Here is a 17067-nt window from a genome sequence, read left to right on the forward strand (position 1 = left end):
AAGAATTAGCGCTATATTCGTTCTGGATAAACAATAGTTACAAAATTGCCGCAGCAGCCACACTACATCACATTCGATAGCACCGGAGATTCTTCCGAAGGCTATATCAGCTCCACGCAGTTTGCCCATAAAATTCCTTTTGCCGTAAAGCGCGTGTTCTGGACGTACAATACGCCGCAGGATGTAGTGCGTGGCCGCCATGCACATATTGCCACGGAGCAGGTGCTGGTGGCAGTAAATGGAAGTATAGCGGTAAAGATAGATGACGGACGTGGCGGCAAAACATCGTTTACACTTGACCAGCCAAACCAAGGGTTATACCTGCCGCCGATGTATTGGGCAAATTTATACTTCTCGGAAGGTGCTATACTGCTGAGCCTTACTTCTTCTGACTTTGACGAGGCCGATTACATCCGGGATTACCACACTTTTTTAGAGAAAGCACAACAGGCAAAAGTATAGACAGATGCAGGAGCAGGTACCTTTTTTTGCGTTCAGGGATTTTGTGCCGGGTGTGCAGCAGCAACTGGAGCAGGCCTTAGTTCATGTGGCGCAGCGGGGCAACTTTATACTTGGCGAGGAGGTGGGCAGCTTTGAAAAGGAGTTTGCCAGTTACTTAGCAGAAGGAACAACTGCCATAGGAGTAGGTAATGGCTTTGATGCGTTGGTTATCTCTCTAAAGGCCTTAGGAATAGGAGCGGGTGCAGAAGTGATCGTGCCATCTAACAGCTATATGGCTACTGTAAATGCTGTGCTGCAGGTGAAGGCAAAGCCCGTGCTGGTAGAGCCGGATAAGTATACTTATAACCTAACGGCAGCAAACGCTGAGAAAGCTATCACACCTAAAACCAAAGCTATACTTCCGGTGCACCTCTACGGCCAGGCCTGCCAGATGGATGAACTGATGCAGCTTGCACATAAGTATAACTTAAGTGTGGTGGAGGACTGTGCCCAGGCACATGGTGCTGCTTTTAAGGATCAGTTAATTGGCACCTTTGGCGATGCCGCTGCTTTTAGTTTTTATCCCACCAAAAATCTAGGTGCCATGGGCGACGGTGGGGCAATAGTTACCAGTAACGCATTGGTGGCAGATTTTGCGCAGCAGTACCGTAACTATGGTCAAAAGCAAAAGTACATAGGCGAGCTGGTTGGCGTAAACTCCCGCCTCGATGAACTACAGGCTGCCATACTTCGCATTAAACTTCAGCACCTGCACCAGTACAATGCCGAAAGGCAGCGATTGGCAAACGTATACTTGCAGGAGCTAAATGGAGTAGGAGATCTTTTACTTCCACAAACAGCTGAAAGCTGCAGCCACGTGTACCACATCTTCAACATCCGGACAAAACAGCGGGATGCACTGCAAAACTATTTGAGAGAACAAGGAATTTGCACAGCTATTCATTACCCGGTGCCGGTGCACCTGCAGCCTGCTTATATTTTTCTGGGTTATGGCGCTGGTGACTTTCCCGTGGCAGAAGAGCTGGCTTTAACAAGTATAAGCTTACCGCTTTTTCCAGGGCTAACAGAGCAGGAACAGGAGCGAGTAATTAAGGCGGTAAGGGAGTTCTATCAGGACAAGTAAGTACAACAAGCTTCTTACTCCCACAGAAAAAGCTTATTTTGCGGTAGCTTTGGCCAACTAAATGCTGCGACTACTTAAATCATCCTTCTGGTCTTTTGTCTCCATCCTAGTACGCGCAGTATCTAATATTGCCATCAATAAACTGTTTGCCATATTCTACGGGCCAAACGGCATCACACTTTACGCGCACTTCCAGAATCTTTTGTCCATTGTAACCACAGTGCCGGATGGCGGTGTGAATATTGGGTTGGTTAAGTTTCTGGCAAAAGGGCAGCCTACTTCCGGGGTATACAAACGTTACTTTTGGGCAGGCATGTTGCTTAATTTCTTATGCATACTGGTGGCTCTTGGTTTGATATTTGGCTTTCCGGGATATTACCTCGAGGCTTTTTTAAGGGAGGTAACCTGGAGTAGTGGCTGGCGATGGGGCCTTTACTTTAGTATAGGCAGCATGTTGGTCACGCTTAATCTGGGCCTGCAGGCGGTGGTGCTGGCGCGGCAGCAGCTGAAGTGGCATGTGTTCAGTAGTGCAGTAATGAGTATTGGCGGTGTGCTGGTGGTATACTTTACCCAAGGCGAATTGCCCCTGAACATACTTTTACTGTGGGTGCTGGCGGCGCAGGCAATCTCTTTTTTTCTGATGCTCGGAGTGTTATACTTCAAGCGTTTGCTGCCATCGCTTAAAAGTATCAGCATACCCAAAAGCGTTTACAGAGATCTCTGGAAGTATATTTTGATGGCTCTTAGTGCAGTTGTATGCCTTAAGCTCACCAACTTTTATATCCGTGATTTTGTGATAGCGCGTTTTGACTTGTACCAGACGGGGCTCTGGCAGGCAGTGGTAAAAGTATCCGAGAATTACAGCACTGTGTATAGTGCCGTAATTTCTATGCTGGTGTATCCGCGCCTGGCTGCCATGGTAAACGAGGAGGATGCGCTGCGTAAGTTTGTGCGTAACACTTTTTACCTGGTAATGCCGGGCCTGGCTGCTGCGCTTTTGCTGGTTTACCTGTTGCGCGATTGGGTGCTGTTGCTACTGTTTAACGAGGATTTCGTAGTGGCCAGCTATCTGTTCGACTACCAGCTGCTGGGCGATTTTTTCAGGATGTGGAGTGTGATATTAACTAATCTGATTGTGGTGCGCGCGCATGTAAAACTGTATATTGGATGGCAGTTATCATCAGCTTTGCTATACATTACGCTGGTGAGTGTGCTGGTAAAGCCATTTGGTTTAGAAGGCATCACCATCGCGCATGCTGTTCGTTATGCCGCCACACTGGCCTTTGCTATGTTGTATTACAATAAATACATCCGCCCATGAGTTCGCTGCCACTGGTAACTGTTATTTGTTTGTGCTACAACCACGAACGTTTTCTGGCAGAGGCCCTGGATTCTGTGCTGGCCCAGACTTACCAGAATGTAGAGGTAATTGTAGTAGATGACAGCAGTACCGACGGAAGCGTAAAAATCATTCAGTCATACCTGCAGCAGTACCCGCACATCAGGTTTGTCAGTACCGGGAAAAACGTGGGTAACTGTGCTGCTTTTAACATGGGGCTGCAGGCCAGCAAGGGGGAGTTCATCATCGACTTCGCAACAGATGATGTACTGTTGCCCGAACGTATTGCGCAGCAGGTGGAGGCCTTTGGTAAACTGGATAAAAGCTATGGCGTGGTTTATACCGATGCCGCCTATATCACAGACGCTTCAGAGTTCTTATACCTGCATAGCCAGAAATATGAACCAGCCCCCGATGGTGACGTGTTTGCGGAGGTTTTGCGCCGCTACTTTATATGTCCTCCAACCATGATGGTGCGCCGCCAGGTGTTCGAAGACTTAGGTGGTTACGATGCCACACTGGCTTATGAAGATTTCGATTTCTGGGTAAGATCGTCCAGGAAGTATAAATATTATTACCTTGATAAAGTTACTACTAAACGCAGGGTGCACGAGCAGGCATTATCTAGGGGCTTGTACAAACCAGGAAATAAAATGCTGGCGTCTACGGTGGTTGTTTGTCGTAAGGCAGCAGCGCTGGTGCAAAGCGAAAATGAGCGGCAGGCACTAGCTCAGCGGCTAAAGTATGAGACAAGGCATGCCTTTTTAACATGTAATTTTAAGGAAGCCGGAGAGTTGATAGAACTACTCAAATCCACTACCGGATTACCTGTTTTGTACAGGTTTATTTCTCTTTTAAATGAGTATAAAATTAACTTGGGTTTCCTTCGTAAACTTTACCATAAGGTTCGGTACTAAATATTTATTGCACTCTTTTACTTGTGTTTACGTTGATAGTGTACCCTCAAAGTATACCTTGATGCTATATTTGCGTAAGTAATATTTTAAGCAAATTCCATATCGGGTTTCTTGGCATATGTTATCAATTTGTTAACCGATAAGGGTAGTTTATTAGCATTTATAAGTATATTTGGCCTTTCATAAAACAAAAACAAATGATTACAGCAGTAACCGCTTCCCGCGCAGAAGTCATCAAGTGGATGGAAGATTTCGTGAATGAGAAAATTTCCGAATTTCTTAAAACTGTAGAAGACAGCTGGCAACCAGCAGATTTGTTGCCTGATGCTACGCTTGATACTTTTTTTAGCGAAGTAAAGGAACTGCGTGAGCGTGCCCGCGACCTAAGCTACGACTTACTGGCTGTTTTAGTAGGAGATACTATTACAGAAGAGGCGCTGCCAACCTACGAAAGTTGGTTAATGACAATCGAAGGTTTGCCAAGTGATCCACAGGGGCCATGGATGCGCTGGAACCGTGCCTGGACTGCTGAAGAAAACCGTCATGGTGATGTGCTGAATCGTTATCTATACTTGAGCGGCCGCATTAACATGCGCGAAATGGAGGCCTCTACGCAGTACCTTATTGCTGATGGTTTCGACCTGCAGACAGACAACGATCCTTACCGTTCGTTTGTATATACTTCTTTCCAGGAAACTGCTACAAACCTTTCGCACCGTCGTGTGGCTCAGATAGCGAAAAGAGAAGGTGATGCAATGCTGGCCAAACTTTGCGGCCACGTAGCTGCCGACGAAGCAAGACACGCGAAAGCCTATAAATCATTTGTTGGTAAAATTTTCGAAGCTGACCCGAACGAGATGATGCTGGCTTTTGAAGATATGATGCGCAAGAAGATCGTTATGCCAGCGCACTACATGCGCGAGCTAGGCGTGGATCTGGGCAAAACCTTCGGGCACTTTACAGATGCTGCTCAGCGTATTGGCGTTTATACTTCATCAGATTATACTGATATTCTGGATGGCTTGATTAAAGAGTGGAAAATTGATGCGGTTACAGGCCTTAACGAAGCTGGCGAACGTGCACGCGATTACCTGATGGCTTTGCCTGATCGCCTGAAGCGTGTAGCTGAGCGTATGCGTGTGCCGCAGTTAGAGTATAAATTCCGTTGGATTGACTAGTTCAACTAAAGTATAAAACAAGAAAGGTGCGCTGCAAAGCGCACCTTTCTTGTTTTATCTTCTGCCTTCTCGGCAAAATATTATTTCTTTAACTCTATCTCATCAGAGAAGGCAATGTAGCCTCTGATGTCTGTTGCATCTTCTTTAGGATCGGGATAATACCACGCGCCATCCTGCTTTACTTTGCCTTTTACCTGCACATGGTAAAAAGAAGCCTCTCCTTTATCCGGGCTGTCTTTATGCGTGCGACTGTCTTCCAGGTACTTTTTGTCTACAGTATTTGGCGGGAAATAATGTTTGCCGTCTTTCTCTATTGTACGATCGCTGTCTGCAATCACGATCTCATTCCATATCGCTTTCATAGTTTCTTCGTTTTAATTAAAAGTGACTTTCTAAATTTTACTTCAGAAAAGCAGTTTAAGTTATACTTTGGCTGCGTTTGAAGGGAAGTTAGCAAGACATATAAAGAACAATGTGCTTTGTTGGCTTGTTGTAAAGTATACATTTATTCTAGTTATGGCTTTAGGATACCGATTTACAGATTACGTACCTCCGCAGGATGATAAACCAGGGTTTGAGTCGCTGCTGAAGATATTTCTCCAACTGGTTACCATCAGCTCCGGCGATGTGGGGGAGGCGCTTAATTGGCTAAGTTCGCTGGACAAGCAGTACAACTTAACCGGCGACGAGTATGGCATCGGCGACTTTATCGAGGATCTGAAGAAAAAAGGGTATCTCGATGAAAAGCCGCAGGAACGCGGAGGATTTCAGTTGACTGCTAAAAGCGAACAGAGTATTCGCAAAAGTGCCCTGGAGGAGATCTTCGGTAAACTTAAGAAGGGTGGCAAAGGCAGCCACGCCACACCACATACTGGCACCGGTGACGAAGCCAGCACCGACCGCCGTGAGTACCGTTTCGGCGATGCCCTCGAGCAGATATCTATGACAGACTCTATCCGAAACGCCCAAATAAATCACGGCATTGGTGACTTATGGCTAACCGAGCAGGACCTGGAGGTAACTGAAACAGAGCATAAAACACAGGCAAGTACGGTGCTGATGATCGATATTTCGCACTCCATGATCCTGTACGGGGAAGACCGCATTACGCCTGCCAAAAAAGTAGCCATGGCGTTGGCCGAACTTATCAAACAAAAATACCCGAAAGATACGCTCGATATCCTGGTGTTTGGGAACGACGCCTGGCAAATAGAGGTAAAAGACCTGCCATACCTGGAAGTAGGGCCTTACCATACGAACACCGTGGCAGGTCTCGAATTGGCTATGGACTTACTGCGCAAGCGCAAAACACCAAACAAGCAGATCTTCATGATAACTGATGGCAAACCAACGTGCCTGAAAGAAGGGCTGCGCTACTACAAAAACAGCTTTGGCCTGGACAGGAAGGTGGTAAACAAAACACTGAACCTCGCTGCCCAATGCCGCCGACTTAAGATCCCGATCACTACATTTATGATCGCATCAGACCCATACCTGCAGCAGTTCGTAGATGAGTTTACGAAAGTAAATAACGGGCAGGCCTATTACAGCAGCCTGAAAGGTTTGGGGCACCTCGTTTTTAAGGACTACGGCCGCAACCGCAGAAAGAGCTTTTAAATATAACTGTACCCTCAAGTGGACAATGTCCTTACTACAACAATTTAACCATACAAGAATCAGAAATGGTTACTTATTAGTGTTAATCCATAATTGTGCAAATGAACTACAAAGACATACCAGCCGAAAATTTACTTAAGATAAAAACGCTTGGCCAACTGAAAGCAGCTGGCTACGAACCACAGAGTGTAAAGCAGGAGCTGCGGCACAACCTGATTAAGAAGCTTCAGAACAAAGAAGAAATCTTTCCGGGGATATGGGGCTATGAAGAGACGGTGATTCCGGATATGCAGCGTGCCATACTTTCGATGCACCACATTAACCTGCTGGGCTTGCGTGGACAGGCCAAGACCCGTATTGCCCGCCAGATGATAGACCTGCTGGACGAGTACATACCTGTAGTGCAGGGCTCTGAACTGAACGACGATCCGCTGCAGCCGCTGTCGCGCTATGCCCAGGACATGGTGCACGAACACGGCGATGATACACCAATTAGTTGGATGCACCGCTCAGACCGCTACACGGAGAAATTAGCCACACCCGATGTTTCCGTAGCCGACTTGATTGGCGACGCAGACCCCATAAAAGCCGCTACCATGAAGCTGCCCTACTCAGATGAACGCGTGATCCATTTTGGACTGATACCGCGTTCGCACCGTGGCATTTTCGTAATCAATGAGCTGCCGGATTTGCAGGCGCGCATACAGGTGGCGCTGTTTAATATTCTGCAGGAAGGGGACATACAAATACGGGGTTTTAAAGTGCGCCTGCCTCTGGATATACAGTTTGTATTCACGGCCAACCCGGAGGATTACACGAATCGTGGATCTATTGTAACACCCCTCAAAGACCGCATCGATTCACAGATCATCACACACTATCCGAAGACCATCGAAACCGGTAAAAAAATCACAAGCCAGGAAGCGCGTATAAAAGACGGACAGGGCGACCTGGTGCAAACAAATGACATCATAGGTGACCTGATTGAGCAGGTAGCGTTTGAGGCGCGTGAGAGTGAGTATGTAGATGCCAAAAGCGGTGTGTCTGCCCGATTGACAATATCTGCATTTGAGAACCTGCTGAGCGCTGCCGAGCGTCGTGCTCTGCTGAATGGTGAAAGCAAAACATACATTCGTGTATCAGATTTTTTGAACACAATTCCGTCTGTAACTGGTAAGGTGGAGCTGGTGTACGAGGGGGAGCAGGAGGGAGCAGGACATGTAGCGCAGGTACTGATGGGCAAAGCTATCCGCACACAGTTCCTCAAATACTTCCCTGATCCTGATAAAGCCAAGAAAGCAAAAAACGGTAACACTTATAAAGCCATCACCGACTGGTTCGGAGACGGAAACACACTTGATATCCTAAACGATGCCTCCTCAGCGGATTACAAGAAAGCCCTGAATAAAGTGCCGGGTTTGCAGGAACTAGTAGATAAGCATCAGCCTAAGGCGAAGGGGGATGAGAAGCTGTTTTTGATGGAGTTTGCACTGCACGGTTTAGCAGAGCACAGCCAGCTGAGCAAAAACCGCCTGAGCACCGGCCTTCAGTTTAAAGACCTGCTAAGTGGTATGTTTAGTATGCCTACTTTCGGTGAGGAAGAGGAGGATGACTATTAAGAGTTAGAGAATTAGAGAGTTTAGGAGTTAGAGAGGGAATTGTAGAGACGCAATACTTTGCGTCTTTGAGTGATGATAAAGACCTCGCAGTGTCCGGAGGTCCTGCGAGTGTCTGGTGACAGAGGCTGTTGCTTCGTAGCAGACCAGACGCTCGCGGGTCATAAAGACACCGCGAGGTCTTTGTCATTTTATGCTTTTATGAAGACTTTCCTCCGGCACAAGTAACGCTGCGCTTAAGGCTTGCCCCAGTGGTATATATCAAAAGTCGTAAGTCCTTTGTCTAACGTTCTTTTGTCCTGTTACCTATACTTGCTGCCGCGCTTTTTTCTCCATGGGCAAAATGCAGTGGTAGATAAAGCGGTTCACCGGTACAGGCACGTTATACTGCTCGGCCAGCTTTACCACGGTGCCGTTCTGGTATTCAATCTCTGATGGCTTGCCTTCCCACACATCCCGGGTAAGAGATGCAGTAGATTCGGGTGGCAGTGCCTCAAAATTAAGTATGGTGCGGGCTACAAAATCAGTCTCAATGTTAATACCGATGCGCTGTGATAAAGTATAAACTTCAGTTAACAGCTCAACTAATAGCTGCCTGGTTTGCGGCAAGTCCAGCACCTGCCCATAAGTAGAGCGTGTAATTGCCAGCAATCCGCTTACACAGATGCCAATAAACTTCTTCCATAGCTCTGCCTGAATGTCGGTGGCTACTTTAGCTTGAATATCTGCCTGCTCAAAAACCTGCTGCAATTGCTGCGTTCGCGCAGACAGTTGGTTATCAAGCTCACCGAAGATGATGGTAGGCTCCACGCCAAAGTGGTTGATAACACCTGGTGCTTCAATTTTGCTGATGATGCGGCACAAGCCTCCCAGTACATTTCGAGCAGGCAGATGCTCGCCTAACTCCTGTGCAGCCAGTACACCATTTTGCAGGGGAAGTATGAGCGTGTCGGGAGTTACGATGGTGGCTAGCTCCAGAGCTGCTTCTTTAACCTGCCATGCCTTTACGCATACCATTACAAGATCTACCGGTCCTATGCTTTTGATGCTGTCAGTGGCAGTTACTTTCTCTATTTTAAAGTCGTCTTTTATACTTTTTACCGTGAGGCCATCTGTCTGCATTGCCTGCAAGTGTTTGCCTCTTGCCAAAAAAATAACCTCGTGGCCTGCTTTAGCCAGCTTAGCTCCAAAGTAACCGCCTACTCCGCCTGTGCCTATAATCGCAATCTTCATGTGTTTTAATACGCCTTTCTTTTTTAAGCTAGTATAACGTGCGGGGTTTTAAAGGAGATACCAGAAAAGTTTATGCGGCTGCTAGGTCCTGCCTGATAACAGATTTTTGTTTCCATGCCCAGACAATTGCCAGCACTACCAGCACGCGAATAGCTGTGAAGATCAACTCACCGGTTGGCTCCAGGTTGGTAGGATAGGCCAGGTTTGCCATCAGGTGCAGAAGTATGGCGCCAAGTATACTTCGGTTGGTGTTGTTGTATATCCAGGTAAATACAAATGATAGCATGATCAACTGGAAAGACCACGACCAGAACTGGTAACCAAAGCCTTTTGCGTGCTGCGATGTACCTTCAATAAAGAATAGTGGCAAGTGCCAGAGGATCCAGAAAATACCTAGAATTAAACTGCCACCTGCAGAGCCATACTTTTGCTGCAGTGGATCAAGCACGTAGCCGCGCCAGCCCAGTTCTTCAGAAACAGGTCCGGCAAAAATCATTACAAAAGCAAACAGAAGTATAGCTGAAAAGGAGTCGAGGCCGCTGAACAGACTTGCTACGGGTGGCTGCTCTCCTCCGAAGTATGAATAGATATAGTAACCAAGCAGGTAAATAGCCGGAAAGATTGAAAGTATCACCAAATACCATTCCCAGCCTATCTTTTTAAAACTGATTACACGGGTCCAGAAGTCGCGTATGTTTGCTGCGTTCCCATAGCGGTGCATCAGGTAAACAGCGGCAAAAGTAGGCCCAAAGGCACCTAATATAAGCAATGGCAGCATCAGGTCTGCGGGTAGCGACAATGCCAGCATAGCACCCCAAACAGCCCACGAAAACAAAAAGCTAAGTCCAAAGAAACCCCAGATGCTGGCTAGCTCAGTGTATTGTAGAGATGCTTTTCCCATAGTATAAAACAGATTTTAAGAGTAATAAATAAACTACAATATAGTAAAAACCGCATACATAGGTGATACATGGATGCGCTGCTAAGGGGGTAGCTTTGAGGTAAGGGCATAAAAAAACAGGAGGCTTTATGCCTCCTGTTTATACTTTAGCTGTGTTACAGGCTCTTCTTCTGCGCTACCTGTTCAGCCAGCTTAAGGGCTTCGTAGGCGTTTACCACCCCACCAGAGGCTGATAATGTAGAGAACTTCGTTGTCTTTTTGTTTTTAGGATCTTCAGTAGGGTAGTAAACTTTTAGCTTCGGATACTTTACGGACGACTGCAGCAGCACATCCTTCAGTTCAGCGGCAGTAAGCTCCGGGTAATACGACCATACCAGGGCAGCTACTCCAGACACTACAGGGCTGGCAAAGCTGGTCCCGTCCATTTTGTCGTACTTGTTGTCCGGGGCAAGCAGCACCAAGTCTACGCCAGGGGCGAACAGGTCCACGTTCTGAACACCGTAGTTAGAGAATTCTCCTACAAAAGTTTTATCTAAGTTTTTGGATGTGGCGCCAACCTCCAGCCAGGTGCTGGCACGGGTGCCATCTAATAATTGCTTTGTCGGGAAATTATCCGCACCATCGATGTTTTTACCGTCGTTGCCGGCAGCGTGTACCATCAGCACATTTTTAGACTCGGCATACTTTACGGCTTCATCTACAAAGTTTTTCTGTGGCGAGAAGTCTTTGCCAAAGCTCATGTTGATGATGTGGGCACCGTTGTCTACGGCATATCGAATGGCCAGGGCAATGTCTTTGTCGCGCTCATCGCCGCTAGGCACGGCACGCAGTACCATAATCTCTACATTCTCTGCTATGCCGTCTACACCTACTCCGTTGCCCCGGATACCTGCAATAACACCCGCAACCGGAGTGCCATGGTCAGCTCTTGGGCCTACCACATCGCTGTTGCCATACTTGTTATCTGTGATATCCTCAGGGTTATCGGCAACAATAGTTCTTGGGTTAAACTCCAGGTTCAGGTGGTAGTTCACGTACTTATCGATGTGCGCTTTGTAGGCTCTGAACGATTCTGGCGTAAAGCCCTGGCTATACTTCTGCAGCAACCAGTTTTTTGCTTTGTTTACCTCGGCGTCTGAAGTTGAGATTGCCTTCAGCTCGTTTACGGTATAAGTGTTCTTGCCCAAATGCTTGCCGATTACAGCTTCGCAGTAGTTTAGCACCTCCCCGAATCCATCTAAGTTAGCCTTCGTTTTAAGACGCTCATCCAGCTCCTTTTCGAAGTTTTTGCGGGTGGTAAGGTAAGTGTTATACTCTTTCTGCTCTTGCTCGGACAGGCCCTGTGTAGACGTTACATTTTTATACTTTGGCGCATACTTTCGCAGCAGGCGCACATACTCATATGTTTCATACTCGATGTTCTCGCCAGCGGCATTGCCCAAAAATCCCCAGCCGTGCACATCATCGGTGTAGCCGTTGTTATCGTCGTCTATGCCGTTTCCGGCTATTTCGTTTTTGTTAACCCAGATCTTTCCTTTTAGCTCTTCGTGGTTAATATCGGTGCCGCTGTCTATTACAGCTACCACCACTTTCTTTTTGGGCTGTTTAGATGCAAGCAACTCGCTGTAGGCGCGGTTTACGCTAACACCAGGCACTTTGTCCTGCTTGGCATCCAGGTTATACCAGTTGTGGTATGCCTTGTCTAACTCCGATACCGACGATACGCCTCCATCCTGGGCAAAGGCAATAGGGGCACTTAGTAAAAGAAAGGCTGCAGTTGCCTTTAAATTACGGAAGAGGTTTGTTCTCATGCTATACTTGAAGTTTTTTGAATTACGAAGCTATAATAACAAAAACCGGGCAGAATTTTTTATGAATTATTATTTTCTCAGAAAATCGAAGGCTCCTTTTCTCAGGTTTATCCCATACTCCAGGTATGCTTTTAGACAGGCCAGGAAATTAGCCCAGCCTTCGGTGTTTCTTTGTAGCCACTCTATGCCGGTTTCGTTGTTGGGCATACTCTTTTCGGTGATGCTCACCAACGTGGAGTTATTCTCTTTTGGAGTGAGCGTTATCTCTACCAGAAGCTCCTTGTCTTCGTTATGCCAATAGTAAGAGATATACTTGTCCTTGTCAATCTTGCCTACGCGCACAGGTACTTCCAAGTCAAACTCCGGGAACCGCCAGGTAATCTCTTTGCCTTCTTCCATTCTGCCTGTGCTCTCCGAGATAAAGTAATTTGCCATTTTTGCAGGATCTACGATTGCTTCAAATACGTCATGCTCGGGTTTCTGAATCTGGAGTGCAGCTTTGATTTCCAGGGTTTGTGTCATGTGGGAGTTAGTAACGTTTTGCGAGATGTGCTATTGATTAGGCTAAACAGCGGCCGAGGCTGGCGTTTAGCTGTTGTGAGTATCCAGCTTTCTTTTCTGTTCCTCAAAAAATACTTCTTCGTCACGAACATAATAGCTGATTAACCTATAAGTCCCTGTTCGCTTGATATTCATAACTTGTCCTTTAGCGACTGTGTTAAACTGGTTGTCCTTATTTCTTAAAATGAATAGTCGCCATTCGTTTAAAATTAAAATCTTAAAGCCACCTAAATCAATAACGTCTGTCACTTTAAAGTTTGCTGTTCTCTTAATCCCCAAATTCAGGTCTATAGTGTTTCTTATAATTAAGTAAGCCAGGCCTATTAATAGTATTAATGGTATAACTATCAGAAAACTTGAAACTCTAGATTCGTAGTCATCAAGGGTCTTAGGGGGCGACCAGTTGCCCCAACCATAGCGAGGTGGGAAAAAGGGCATGATAAAGGATGAAACAAAAATCACAAGGAAAATAATGCCTAAGGAAACCCACGTAGATTTTTTAGACAATGAGAAGGTACCATATTTCCCTGATAAACTCTGAACTTCCCATTCCAAGAGTCTTTCGGTTCGATATTTCGTATCGATTTGTGGTTTCATCAAGTTTGCCAACGGCTTTGCTATGAGGTGGCACAGCTACCTTATAGGTTTTGTTGTGGTTTGTTGTTTTTAGACTTGCGCTATTTCAATTATTGAGACAATACTCATAAGCAATCCAAATGCTATTCCGAAAATCAGTATTCCTTCTGGAAGTTCATAGGCTGTCTTGGTTCTTGGTTTCAGAAAAAGGAACACCACACATAATAACATGATGGGTATTGTTATGAAAAAGAAGAACGTCCACCATGTCGGAATTAGGTTTAAAACAATTGCTGTTACTCCTAATACTCTGGGCTTCTTAATTATTCTGTCAATCCAGTTACTCATGTTTTGAGCATATTTAATCTACTTTGGTAAGTTGCTCATAAGCTTGTTCATCAGTTAGCTCTGTCAGCTTTATTAAGGTTCTTTTGGAAAAGTTGTCTGAAGCAAGGCCCTTGCTTATGAGTTCTAAGCTTTGTATGAACTCATCTATAAGTGCCCAGTCTTCACGATTGAGTTTCTGTTTTTCAATCACTTTACCTGCCCTTGCAAAACCATCATTGTCTCCGCTATACTTGTGGTAGATGTTTAACTTCTCGATGGTTATTCTTTTCATAATTTCAATGCACCACAACTTCTGTATAGCAGGAGTACCTACTCCCACTATCTGCACTATATCCGGAGTAATTTAACTATCTTTTTATACTAACATTCACCTCCCGTACCTAAAAATAGCAAAAATTAAATTCGCACCTACACCTGCACAATAACAGGCAAAATAAAAAAAGCCCCGGATAATTCCGGGGCCAGTTTGTGTTATGCGGGTTCTTCAATAGGCGGGTGTAGCTGGCCTTCGGTTCGAGCCACCACCATGGCTACAGTGGCATCGCCGGTTACGTTTACTACGGTGCGGCACATGTCCAGAATACGATCGGGGGCAAGTATAAGCGCTATACCCTCTACAGGTATTCCAGCCTGCTGCAGCACGATTACTAGCATTACGGTGCCTGCACCCGGTACGGCTGCTGCACCAATAGAGGCTAGTGTGGCGGTAAGTACAATGCCTATCTGCGTCATGATGTCCAGGTTCATGCCATAGGCCTGCGCAATAAACACGGCAGCTACCGCCTGGTAAAGGCTGGTACCGTCCATGTTAATAGTAGCGCCAAGGGGTAGCACAAAACTTGTGATCTCTTTGTTGATGCCCAGGTTCTGTTCGCAGCGCTCCATGGTTACAGGCAGTGTGGCAGCACTAGACGAGGTAGAAAATGCCAGCATCTGTGCCGGGAAAATTCCTTTGAAGAAGTCTTTATACCTTGTTTTGCCAACAGTGGTCACAAGTATAGGATATACCACGGTAATCATCAGCGCCAGGCCAATGATGACTACAATACAGTAGTAGCCCAGCACCAGCAGCAGTTCCAGGGCAGCGCTTGGGTCGTCGCCGGCAAACTCTACCACCAGACCGGCCAGCAGCGCAAACACACCGTAAGGCGCAAATTTCATGATAATGTCCACTACCTTAAGTATAACCAAGTTCACGCCCTCAAAAAAGTCGTTAACAGGAGCGGCTTTATTGGATGGTATCATGATAAGGGCAATGCCAAACAGCAAAGCAAAGAAAATAACCTGCAGCATACTGCCATTGTCCGTCAACGATCTAAACACATTGTCTGGCACAATGTCTATGAGCGGCTGCAGCGGCCCCTGCTGCTCTACGGCAGCGGCATCAGTAGATTTCTGCGTGGTGGTGGCGGCAAACTGCTCTTTAAACTCCTCGCGTTTTTCAGGGGAGAAGGCTTTGCCTGGGGCAAACACATTTACAAGTATAAGCCCCATAGTTACGGCCAGTACCGTTGTTGCTAGGTAAATACCAATAGTTTTGGAGCCAATGCGGGATAGCCTGCTTATATCACTTAAACTGGAGACACCCGTTATCAGCGACACCAATACCAGCGGCACGGCAATAAGTTTTAGCAGGTTTATAAAGATGGTTCCAAAGGGTTTAAGCCAGTCCAGCGTGAAATCGACTAGGCCATAGGAGCTGGCGAAAATACCCCACAGTACGCCAAGGGTCATACCGATGAGGATTTGCCAATGTAGAGCAAGTTTTTTCATGTTACCTGAGTTGGAGCAGCACCAGTTGCTGGCATCCGTTTAGTACGTATAATTTTGGATAATTAACGCCTGGTACCATAAAAGCCGGGGCGGGCATAGCAGGAAAACCCCTTCCGGTACCGAACGGCATTATGGTAAAATTAAGCATAAATACTCAGGAAAGGGGTGTAATGTTGGAAAGATGCCGTTATACCTGCTAAAAGTGCAGCATAAAGTGTGTTGTAACCAACAAAAAAAGCCGCTTTATCAGCGGCTTTTTTATTCTAATATAGTATAAACGTTATTTGCAGATCAACTGTAGATATGCATCACGAATAACTGGCAACTAAAGGTTACTCTTCGGTTACCACGATCTTTTCGATCTTGTCGTTGGCTTTGATCTGGTCAATCACCTCATCGCCTTCTACCACTTTACCAAAGCAAGTATGGTTACGATCCAGGTGAGCGGTGTTTTTGCGGCTGTGGCAGATAAAGAACTGCGATCCGCCGGTGTTGCGGCCAGCATGCGCCATACTTAGCACGCCACGATCGTGGTACTGATTTTCGCCGGTAAGTTCGCAATCAATCTTGTAGCCTGGTCCGCCTGTTCCTGGTACGCCTTTAGCTCCCTCGCGTGAGTTAGGGCAGCCACCCTGGATCACGAAATCAGGAATAACGCGGTGAAAGGTTAGGCCATCGTAAAAGCCTTTCTTAGCAAGATCTATAAAATTCTGTACTGTTTTAGGAGCGTCTTTCTCATAGAACTCTACTTTCATGACACCCTTGCCAGTATGGATTTCTGCAGTTTTCATGGTTTATTTTTTTGGTGTAAAACAATGTAGATAACAAAAGTACGCATTTTATAGTTTAAGAAGACAAACTGCCGGCACCATTGGTAGCCGATCCGTGACAAAAGTTAAAGTACAATCTATGAAAAAAATGAAGATACATGCACTTGTTAGTGCCATTATGTGCAGTGCCATACTTATGGGGTGTGGCGGTGCTGATGATAGCAGAAACGAGAATCCAATGCAGGAAGAGCGAAGCAGGCCAAACCTAGGCGCGGAAACTGAAGCAAAGAGAACAGAACCTAACACACCTGGCAAGCAGGCCGGTGAGGGTGGAGGCATAGCTAATCCAGAGATAGGCGGAAAAGAAGTGTTGCCATCTCAGACAATCGTTGAGAATATTTATGTTGCCCCTCGTTTATCCAACCTGGAATCTGCTATTAAGCAGGCCGAACTGGTAAGAACGCTTAACGCCACAGGGCCATATACTATTTTGGCACCTGATGACGCTGCCTTTGACGCCCTACCGGAAGGTGTACTGGAAGACCTGATGAAAAACGAAAACAAGCAGGATTTGATCGCTATACTTAACAACCACGTGATTGCTGGAAAGCTGACTTCCCAGAACCTGCAGGACGGCACAATGCTTAAAACAGTAGGCGGCGAACAGCTTACCGTTACAAAGCGCAACAACAAAATAATGGTTAACGGTGCAGAGGTGATTGAGATGGACGGAGAAAGCAAGAATGGCACCATCCATGTTATAAACAAGGTGCTGGTTCCGTCTAAAAAAGAATAAGTTATAAATGGTTGATAAAAAGGCGGCTCTACAAAAGAGCCGCCTT

General features: G+C 46.2%; 18 protein-coding genes. 8 read left to right on the top strand and 10 right to left on the bottom strand.

All coding sequences use genetic code 11. From position 1 onward, the window contains the following. Positions 1–45 precede the first annotated feature (45 nt). From H8S84_RS10220 to H8S84_RS10240, 5 genes are all read left to right on the top strand, one after another. Positions 46–462, top strand: coding sequence for a sugar 3,4-ketoisomerase (locus H8S84_RS10220; protein ID WP_187067214.1), 417 nt, complete (start codon positions 46–48; stop codon positions 460–462). Positions 463–466: 4 nt separating this feature from the next. Then, positions 467–1585, top strand: coding sequence for a DegT/DnrJ/EryC1/StrS family aminotransferase (locus tag H8S84_RS10225; RefSeq protein WP_187067215.1), 1119 nt, complete (start codon positions 467–469; stop codon positions 1583–1585). Positions 1586–1646: 61 nt separating this feature from the next. Continuing rightward, complete coding sequence (locus H8S84_RS10230; protein ID WP_187067216.1) at positions 1647–2906, top strand: MATE family efflux transporter; 1260 nt, start codon at positions 1647–1649, stop codon at positions 2904–2906. Then, positions 2903–3841, top strand: coding sequence for a glycosyltransferase family 2 protein (locus H8S84_RS10235; RefSeq protein ID WP_187067217.1), 939 nt, complete (start codon positions 2903–2905; stop codon positions 3839–3841). Before H8S84_RS10230 ends, H8S84_RS10235 begins: the two co-directional genes overlap by 4 nt. A gap of 197 nt (positions 3842–4038) precedes the next feature. Continuing rightward, positions 4039–5019, top strand: a complete 981-nt coding sequence (locus tag H8S84_RS10240) for an acyl-ACP desaturase (RefSeq protein ID WP_187067218.1) — start codon at positions 4039–4041, stop codon at positions 5017–5019. Between the two features lie 80 nt (positions 5020–5099). Here the strand turns inward: H8S84_RS10240 and H8S84_RS10245 are convergent, their stop codons facing one another. Continuing rightward, complete coding sequence (locus H8S84_RS10245; RefSeq protein ID WP_187067219.1) at positions 5100–5381, bottom strand: DUF427 domain-containing protein; 282 nt, start codon at positions 5379–5381, stop codon at positions 5100–5102. Positions 5382–5535: 154 nt separating this feature from the next. Here H8S84_RS10245 and H8S84_RS10250 point away from each other — a divergent pair, with 154 nt between their 5' ends. Both H8S84_RS10250 and H8S84_RS10255 read left to right on the top strand, forming a co-directional pair. Beyond that, positions 5536–6636 (top strand): vWA domain-containing protein, encoded by a 1101-nt coding sequence (locus tag H8S84_RS10250; RefSeq protein WP_187067220.1) that lies wholly within the window; start codon positions 5536–5538, stop codon positions 6634–6636. A gap of 101 nt (positions 6637–6737) precedes the next feature. Next, positions 6738–8255, top strand: a complete 1518-nt coding sequence (locus H8S84_RS10255) for a sigma 54-interacting transcriptional regulator (protein WP_187067221.1) — start codon at positions 6738–6740, stop codon at positions 8253–8255. Positions 8256–8558: 303 nt separating this feature from the next. On the opposite strand, the gene H8S84_RS10260 is transcribed toward H8S84_RS10255, so the two are convergent. From H8S84_RS10260 to H8S84_RS10300, 9 genes are all read right to left on the bottom strand, one after another. Beyond that, a complete protein-coding gene (locus tag H8S84_RS10260; protein ID WP_187067222.1) occupies positions 8559–9485 on the bottom strand; it encodes a ketopantoate reductase family protein in 927 nt (308 codons plus the stop codon). Between the two features lie 70 nt (positions 9486–9555). Then, positions 9556–10386 carry a type II CAAX endopeptidase family protein gene (locus tag H8S84_RS10265; RefSeq protein WP_187067223.1) on the bottom strand — a complete coding sequence of 277 codons (831 nt, stop codon included), beginning with the start codon at positions 10384–10386 and terminating at the stop codon, positions 9556–9558. Between the two features lie 155 nt (positions 10387–10541). Continuing rightward, entirely contained in the window at positions 10542–12197 is a 1656-nt protein-coding gene (locus H8S84_RS10270; RefSeq protein ID WP_187067224.1) for a S8 family peptidase, read from the bottom strand. 69 nt (positions 12198–12266) lie between these two features. Beyond that, positions 12267–12719, bottom strand: coding sequence for an SRPBCC family protein (locus H8S84_RS10275; RefSeq protein WP_187067225.1), 453 nt, complete (start codon positions 12717–12719; stop codon positions 12267–12269). Between the two features lie 66 nt (positions 12720–12785). Beyond that, the gene (locus H8S84_RS10280; protein ID WP_187067226.1) at positions 12786–13355 is read right to left on the bottom strand and encodes a hypothetical protein; all 570 of its coding nucleotides are present in this window, start codon (positions 13353–13355) and stop codon (positions 12786–12788) included. Positions 13356–13424: 69 nt separating this feature from the next. Further along, positions 13425–13682, bottom strand: a complete 258-nt coding sequence (locus tag H8S84_RS10285) for a hypothetical protein (protein WP_187067227.1) — start codon at positions 13680–13682, stop codon at positions 13425–13427. 13 nt (positions 13683–13695) lie between these two features. After that, positions 13696–13953, bottom strand: coding sequence for a hypothetical protein (locus tag H8S84_RS10290; protein WP_187067228.1), 258 nt, complete (start codon positions 13951–13953; stop codon positions 13696–13698). A 200-nt stretch (positions 13954–14153) separates the two neighbouring features. Beyond that, complete coding sequence (locus H8S84_RS10295; RefSeq protein ID WP_187067229.1) at positions 14154–15455, bottom strand: dicarboxylate/amino acid:cation symporter; 1302 nt, start codon at positions 15453–15455, stop codon at positions 14154–14156. A 332-nt stretch (positions 15456–15787) separates the two neighbouring features. After that, a complete protein-coding gene (locus H8S84_RS10300; protein WP_187067230.1) occupies positions 15788–16246 on the bottom strand; it encodes a peptidylprolyl isomerase in 459 nt (152 codons plus the stop codon). Between the two features lie 118 nt (positions 16247–16364). Between H8S84_RS10300 and H8S84_RS10305 the strand changes: the two genes are divergently transcribed. After that, the gene (locus tag H8S84_RS10305; RefSeq protein ID WP_187067231.1) at positions 16365–17021 is read left to right on the top strand and encodes a fasciclin domain-containing protein; all 657 of its coding nucleotides are present in this window, start codon (positions 16365–16367) and stop codon (positions 17019–17021) included. Positions 17022–17067: the final 46 nt, after the last annotated feature.

Source organism: Pontibacter cellulosilyticus, assembly GCF_014306105.1.
GTDB classification, from domain to species: Bacteria; Bacteroidota; Bacteroidia; order Cytophagales; family Hymenobacteraceae; genus Pontibacter; species Pontibacter cellulosilyticus.

What these genes read in the sequence shown, in the direction of transcription:
- H8S84_RS10235 (WP_187067217.1), top strand. Translation starts at nt 2,903, where the DNA reads ATGAGTTCGCTGCCACTGGTAACTGTTATTTGTTTGTGCTACAACCAC.
- H8S84_RS10285 (WP_187067227.1), bottom strand. Translation starts at nt 13,682, where the DNA reads ATGAGTAACTGGATTGACAGAATAATTAAGAAGCCCAGAGTATTAGGA.
- H8S84_RS10255 (WP_187067221.1), top strand. Translation starts at nt 6,738, where the DNA reads ATGAACTACAAAGACATACCAGCCGAAAATTTACTTAAGATAAAAACG.
- H8S84_RS10230 (WP_187067216.1), top strand. Translation starts at nt 1,647, where the DNA reads ATGCTGCGACTACTTAAATCATCCTTCTGGTCTTTTGTCTCCATCCTA.
- H8S84_RS10300 (WP_187067230.1), bottom strand. Translation starts at nt 16,246, where the DNA reads ATGAAAACTGCAGAAATCCATACTGGCAAGGGTGTCATGAAAGTAGAG.
- H8S84_RS10295 (WP_187067229.1), bottom strand. Translation starts at nt 15,455, where the DNA reads ATGAAAAAACTTGCTCTACATTGGCAAATCCTCATCGGTATGACCCTT.
- H8S84_RS10245 (WP_187067219.1), bottom strand. Translation starts at nt 5,381, where the DNA reads ATGAAAGCGATATGGAATGAGATCGTGATTGCAGACAGCGATCGTACA.
- H8S84_RS10270 (WP_187067224.1), bottom strand. Translation starts at nt 12,197, where the DNA reads ATGAGAACAAACCTCTTCCGTAATTTAAAGGCAACTGCAGCCTTTCTT.
- H8S84_RS10250 (WP_187067220.1), top strand. Translation starts at nt 5,536, where the DNA reads ATGGCTTTAGGATACCGATTTACAGATTACGTACCTCCGCAGGATGAT.
- H8S84_RS10305 (WP_187067231.1), top strand. Translation starts at nt 16,365, where the DNA reads ATGAAAAAAATGAAGATACATGCACTTGTTAGTGCCATTATGTGCAGT.
- H8S84_RS10265 (WP_187067223.1), bottom strand. Translation starts at nt 10,386, where the DNA reads ATGGGAAAAGCATCTCTACAATACACTGAGCTAGCCAGCATCTGGGGT.
- H8S84_RS10240 (WP_187067218.1), top strand. Translation starts at nt 4,039, where the DNA reads ATGATTACAGCAGTAACCGCTTCCCGCGCAGAAGTCATCAAGTGGATG.
- H8S84_RS10275 (WP_187067225.1), bottom strand. Translation starts at nt 12,719, where the DNA reads ATGACACAAACCCTGGAAATCAAAGCTGCACTCCAGATTCAGAAACCC.
- H8S84_RS10260 (WP_187067222.1), bottom strand. Translation starts at nt 9,485, where the DNA reads ATGAAGATTGCGATTATAGGCACAGGCGGAGTAGGCGGTTACTTTGGA.
- H8S84_RS10280 (WP_187067226.1), bottom strand. Translation starts at nt 13,355, where the DNA reads ATGAAACCACAAATCGATACGAAATATCGAACCGAAAGACTCTTGGAA.
- H8S84_RS10225 (WP_187067215.1), top strand. Translation starts at nt 467, where the DNA reads ATGCAGGAGCAGGTACCTTTTTTTGCGTTCAGGGATTTTGTGCCGGGT.
- H8S84_RS10290 (WP_187067228.1), bottom strand. Translation starts at nt 13,953, where the DNA reads ATGAAAAGAATAACCATCGAGAAGTTAAACATCTACCACAAGTATAGC.